General features: G+C 60.0%; 5 protein-coding genes. 4 read left to right on the forward strand and 1 reads right to left on the reverse strand.

Annotated elements, in window-relative coordinates; translation table 11 throughout:
- The first annotated feature begins 44 nt into the window (after positions 1–44).
- The 3 genes from der to AC07XF_RS25995 all read left to right on the forward strand — a co-directional run bounded on the left by der (position 45) and on the right by AC07XF_RS25995 (position 3,741).
- Entirely contained in the window at positions 45–1,514 is a 1,470-nt protein-coding gene (der, locus tag AC07XF_RS25985; protein WP_007994875.1) for a ribosome biogenesis GTPase Der, read from the forward strand.
- A gap of 299 nt (positions 1,515–1,813) precedes the next feature.
- Positions 1,814–2,962, forward strand: a complete 1,149-nt coding sequence (locus AC07XF_RS25990; RefSeq protein WP_495028778.1) for a pyridoxal phosphate-dependent aminotransferase — start codon at positions 1,814–1,816, stop codon at positions 2,960–2,962.
- Positions 2,950–3,741, forward strand: coding sequence for an amidohydrolase (locus AC07XF_RS25995; protein ID WP_495028779.1), 792 nt, complete (start codon positions 2,950–2,952; stop codon positions 3,739–3,741). Before AC07XF_RS25990 ends, AC07XF_RS25995 begins: the two co-directional genes overlap by 13 nt.
- Positions 3,742–3,936: 195 nt before the next feature.
- Here AC07XF_RS25995 and leuA read toward each other — a convergent pair whose 3' ends face one another.
- On the reverse strand, positions 3,937–5,616 hold the full coding sequence (gene leuA, locus AC07XF_RS26000; RefSeq protein ID WP_495028780.1) for a 2-isopropylmalate synthase: 1,680 nt from the start codon (positions 5,614–5,616) through the stop codon (positions 3,937–3,939).
- Between the two features lie 166 nt (positions 5,617–5,782).
- On the opposite strand from leuA, the gene AC07XF_RS26005 reads away from it, so the two are divergent.
- A partial coding sequence (locus AC07XF_RS26005) for a hypothetical protein (protein ID WP_495028781.1) occupies positions 5,783–6,039 on the forward strand: 257 nt, incomplete at its 3' end.

The following is a 6,039-nucleotide window of genomic DNA, read 5'->3' on the forward strand; positions in this document are numbered from 1 at the left end:
GCAGCGGCTTTTGTATTTTCTGAAATAACGAAGTGGAGAGCCGCATGGTTCCCGTAATCGCCCTGGTGGGCCGACCGAACGTCGGCAAGTCCACCTTGTTCAACCGCCTGACCAGGACTCGTGACGCCATCGTCGGCGACTTGTCCGGTCTGACCCGTGATCGCCAGTACGGTGAGGCCAAGTGGCAAGGGCGTTCCTACATTCTGATCGACACCGGCGGTATCTCCGGTGACGAGCACGGTATGGACGAAAAGATGGCCGAGCAGTCGCTGCTGGCCATCGAAGAAGCGGATGTCGTTCTGTTCCTGGTAGATGCCAAGGCCGGTTTCACCGCCGCCGACCAGATGATCGCCGAGCATTTGCGCAAACGTAACAAGCGTTCCCACGTGGTGGCCAACAAGGTCGACAACATCGACCCGGAAATGGCCCGCGCTGAATTCGCCCCGTTGGGCATGGGCCATGCGATCCCGATCGCCGGTGCCCACGGCCGTGGTATCACTCAGTTGCTGGAAATCGCACTGAGTGACTTCCCGAAAGACGAAGACGAGCTGGAAGAAGGCGAGGAAGAAGACGTCGCTGAAGGCGAGGAAGCCAAGCGCATTCCTGGCCCAAGCGAAAAAGACGGGATCAAGATCGCGATCATCGGCCGTCCTAACGTCGGCAAGTCGACCCTGGTCAACCGCATGCTCGGTGAAGACCGGGTAATCGTCTATGACCAACCCGGCACCACCCGCGACAGTATCTACATCCCGTTCGAGCGTAACGACGAGAAGTACACGCTGATCGACACCGCCGGTGTGCGCAAGCGCGGCAAGATCCACGAAGAAGTCGAAAAGTTCTCCGTGGTCAAAACCCTGCAAGCGATCAAAGACGCCAACGTGGTGATCTTCGTGATGGACGCCCGCGAAGGTGTGGTCGATCACGACCTCAACCTGCTGGGCTTCGCCATTGAATCGGGTCGTGCGCTGGTGATTGCGATCAACAAGTGGGACGGCATGACGCCGAGCGAGCGCGACTTCGTGAAGGTCGAACTGCAGCGTCGCCTGTTCTTCGTTGACTACGCCGATATCCACTTCATCTCGGCCCTGCACGGCACTGGTGTGGGTAACCTCTACGCCTCGGTACAGAACTCGTTCAAGTCCGCGGTCACCCGCTGGCCGACGAGCCGCCTGACCCAGATTCTCGAAGACGCGGTGAGCGAGCACCAGCCGCCGATGGTCAACAGCCGGCGGATCAAGCTGCGTTATGCCCACCTCGGTGGTGCGAACCCGCCGATCATCGTGATCCACGGCAACCAGATCGAGAAGGTGCCGAAGTCTTACGTGCGCTATCTGGAAAACACTTACCGTCGTGTGCTGAAGCTGGTCGGTACGCCGATCCGCATCGAGTTCAAGGGTGGCGAGAACCCGTACGAAGGCAACAAGAACACGCTCACCGACCGTCAGGTCAACAAGAAGCGTCGCTTGATGTCGCACCACAAGAAGGCCGACAAGAAGCGTCGCGACAAGCGCTGATTCAAGTCTCCACACTAATCTTGTGTGTGGAGGGTTTGTTGTGGCGAGGGAGCTTGCTCCCGCTCGACTGCACAGCAGTCGCAAAATCAACCAGCGCGTTCTACCTGAACGATTGCGGTTGCAGATATTGGGACCGCTTCGCGGTCCAGCGGGAGCAAGCTCCCTCGCCACGGGTTTTTGTGGTGATTGCACTAGAAGAAGGGCGCCAGTTGGCGCCCTTTTTTTATGGGCACCGTTTGGGCTATCCTCGAGGGCTCCCGCGCCGTCGTTAGAGCCGGGTGTTCAGTAGGGAACCACCGATGATCACCAGCAAGCTGCCGAATGTCGGCATCACTATCTTCACTCAGATGTCTCAGCTCGCGGCACAGACCGGCGCGCTCAATCTGTCCCAGGGCTTTCCCGATTTCGCGGCCCCGCAGGCCCTGTGCGATGCGGTCGGCCGGCATATCGCCAGCGGCCATAATCAATATTCGCCAATGACCGGGCTGCCGGTGTTGCGTCAGCAGATTGCGGTGAAGATCGCCCGCAGCTATGGCACTCAGGTGGATGCGGATACTGAAGTGACGGTCACCCCAGGCGCGACCGAAGCGATTTTCTGTGCCATTCAGGCGGTTATCCACAGCGGCGACGAAGTCATCGTGTTCGACCCGGCATACGACAGCTACGAGCCCTCGGTAGAGCTGGCCGGCGGTCGTTGCGTGCACGTACAACTGGGCCTGAACGATTTCAGTATCGACTTCGAGAAGCTTGCCCAGGCACTGAGCCCGCGCACGCGGATGATCATTCTCAACTCCCCGCACAACCCCAGTGGCGCACTGATCAGCCGTGCCGAACTCGACCAGTTGGCAGCCTTGATCCGCGATCGCGACATTTATGTGATCAGCGACGAAGTCTACGAGCACCTGGTGTTTGATGGTGTGCCCCACGTCAGCGTGCTGGCCCATGAAGAGCTGTATCAGCGTGCATTCGTGGTCAGTTCGTTCGGCAAGACCTACCACGTCACCGGCTGGAAAACTGGCTACGTGGTCGCACCACCGGCCCTGACGGCGGAATTGCGCAAGGTGCACCAGTACGTCAATTTCTGCGGCGTGACCCCGCTGCAATATGCCTTGGCCGACTTCATGGCCGAACACCCGGAACACGTCGAAGAGCTGCCGGACTTCTATCAGGCCAAGCGTGATCTGTTCTGCGATCTGTTGGCGCCGTCGCGTTTCAGCTTTACCCGGGTGACCGGTACTTATTTCCAGTTGGTCGATTACTCGCAGATCCGTCCGGACCTCAATGACGTCGAGATGGCCCTGTGGATGACTCGCGAACATGGCGTGGCAAGTATCCCGATCTCGGTGTTCTACCAGACGCCTCCTGAAGGCCAGCGCCTGGTGCGACTGTGCTTTGCCAAGCGTGAGGAGACCCTGCGTGAGGCAGCGGAAAAACTATGCGTGATCTGAGTGCATTGCCCAACCTGAACGTGGCGCTGATCCAGACGTCCCTGGCCTGGCACGATCGTCAGGCCAACCTGGAGCATTTCGAACCGTTGCTGGAACAGGCTCGCGGCGCCGACCTGATCATCCTGCCGGAAATGTTTACCACTGGGTTCTCCATGGAATCCGAGGCGCTTGCCGAGCCGGAAAACGGTCCCACCAGCAAGTGGCTGCGGGTTCAGGCGGCGAAGCTGGATGCGGTGATCACCGGTAGTGTCATCGTTCAGGCCGCCGACGGCAGTCACCGCAATCGCCTGCTGTGGGCGCGTCCGGACGGCGAAGTGTTGCACTACGACAAGCGTCACCTGTTCCGCATGGCCGGCGAGCATAACCACTACACCCCCGGCGAACGCCAGGTGCAGTTCGAGCTCAAGGGCTGGCGGGTGCGGCCGCTGATTTGCTACGACCTGCGTTTCCCGGTGTGGAGTCGCGACGCCCAGGACACGGATCTGTTGTTGTATACCGCCAACTGGCCAGGTGCACGGCGCCAACACTGGAACCGTTTGTTGCCCGCACGGGCGATCGAAAACCTGTGCTATGTGGCGGCGGTCAATCGCATCGGGACTGATGGCAAGGGCTTTGCCTATACCGGTGACAGTCAGGTACTGGACTTCCAGGGCGAGACGTTGCTCAGTGCTGGCGAGGCGGATGGGGTGTTCAAGGTGACACTGGATGCGGCAGAGCTGGCCGCGTATCGGCAGCGGTTTCCGGCGAACCTGGATGCCGATACTTTTGAATTCACCTGAGATTTTCGCTGCCTGACATGGCCCCTTCGCGGGCAAGCCCGCTCCCACATTTGATCGCATTCTCATGAACGTACGCGGTCCCCTGTGGGAGCGGGCTTGCCCGCGAAGAGGGTCCGACAGGCGGCTAAAAAATTGCAGGCAAAAAAAGGCCCCGAGGTTCTCACCATCGGGGCCTTTTGTTTTACAGCGAAGGGCTTACGCCGCTTTCGCTTCCGGCTGGCTCAGCGAACGGTTCAGCGCGCTGAACAGGGCCTTGAAGCTGGCCGTGGTGATGTTTTCGTCGATGCCGACGCCGTGCACCGCACGTTCACCGTTGACGCGCAGTTCAATGTAGGCCGCCGCCTTGGCATTGGTGCCCGCGCCGATGGCGTGCTCGTTGTAGTCCATGATTTCCACCGGTACCGGCAGACCGGCCACCAGCGCTTCCAGGGCGCCGTTGCCCTTGCCGCGCCAGTGCAGGTTGGTTTCGCCCTGGCCTTGGCTGGCGACTTCGACTTCCACCGCGCTGTGGCCGTTCTCTTCCTGCAGGCGATGGCTGACCAGCGCGTACGGGGTGTTGGCCTGCAAGTATTCGCTGTGCAGCAGCGCGTGGATTTGCTGGGCGGTCATTTCCAGGCCCAGGCGGTCGGTTTCACGCTGCACGACCTGGCTGAACTCGATTTGCATGCGGCGCGGCAGGCTGATGCCATATTCCTGTTCCAGGAGGTAGGCGATACCACCCTTGCCCGACTGGCTGTTGACGCGGATGACCGCCTCGTAGCTGCGGCCGATGTCGGCCGGGTCGATCGGCAGGTATGGCACTTCCCACAACTCGTCCGGTTTCTGCTGGGCAAAGCCCTTGCGGATCGCATCCTGGTGCGAGCCGGAGAATGCGGTATGCACCAGGTCGCCGACGTACGGGTGACGTGGGTGCACCTGGATCTGGTTGCACTCTTCGACGACTTTGCGCACGCCGTCGATGTCGGAGAAGTCCAGCTCAGGGTTCACGCCCTGGGTGTAGAGGTTCAGGGCCACTGTCACGAGGTCGACGTTACCGGTACGCTCGCCGTTGCCGAACAGGCAGCCTTCGACACGGTCGGCGCCAGCCATCAGGCCCAGCTCGGTTGCTGCAACGCCAGTACCACGGTCGTTGTGGGTGTGCAGGCTGATGATCACGCTGTCACGACGGTTGATGTGACGGCCGAACCATTCGATCTGGTCGGCATAGATGTTTGGCGTCGCGCATTCGACGGTGGCCGGCAGGTTGAGGATCATCTTGTGCTCGGGCGTCGGGTTCCAGACTTCGATTACCGCGTCGCAGACTTCCTTGGCGAACTCAAGCTCGGTTGCGCTGAAGGTTTCTGGCGAGTATTCGAAGGTCCACTCGGTGTCCGGCTGCATGGCTGCGTACTTGACGAACAGCTTGGCGGCGTTCACGGCGATGGCCTTGACCCCGTCCTTGTCCTGGTTGAAGACAATGCGGCGGAAGGAAGGGGAGGTGGCGTTGTACAGGTGAACGATGGCTTTCTTCGCGCCGCGCAGGGATTCGAAAGTGCGCTCGATCAGGTCTTCACGGCCCTGGGTCAGCACCTGGATGGTGGTGTCGTCCGGGATGTGGTTGCCTTCGATCAGGGTGCGAACGAAGTCGAAGTCGGTTTGCGACGCAGCCGGGAACGAGGCTTCGATTTCCTTCACGCCGACCTGAACCAGGGTTTTCCAGAAGCGCAGCTTCTTTACCGCGTCCATCGGTTCGATCAGCGACTGGTTGCCGTCGCGCAGGTCGGAGCTGCACCAGATTGGCGCGGCGGTGATGGTTTTCGATGGCCAGGTGCGGTCCGGAATATCGATGGTCGGGAACGCGCGGTATTTCGAAGACGGGTCTTTGAGCATGCTCATCAGGAAATCCTTATTGTGTGGGCCGAAAAAAGGCGGCCTGCCGGTGGATCAAAAGTTCTTGGAGTAACGCTTGGGACGAGGCACCACGATTCAGCCCGGCAGTCGTGCGCTGACGAGGCACAGGCTGCAGTGCTGGCGGAGCTGAATGAGGGTGTGAGAGGTTTTCATGCCTTCAACCCTAACCGCGGGGGTGAAGGTTGGCAAGCAGTCGAAAAAAATTGAGAGGAATACTCGTGAGCGAGTATTTATCGAGATTTTATTGCTTCAAATGGTTGCGATGATCTTGTTTTTTGCGCGAGGTTTGAGCGGTGCGCAATTGAGTGAAGCAGGATTTCAGGGGGCAGCTTTGGGGGTTCTGGTGGCTGGAATGCCGTCTTCGCGGGCAAGCCCGCTCCCACAGGGATTGCGCAATCCCTGTGGGAG

The sequence above is a fragment of the Pseudomonas sp. GW821-FHT01C01 genome (assembly GCF_059422645.1).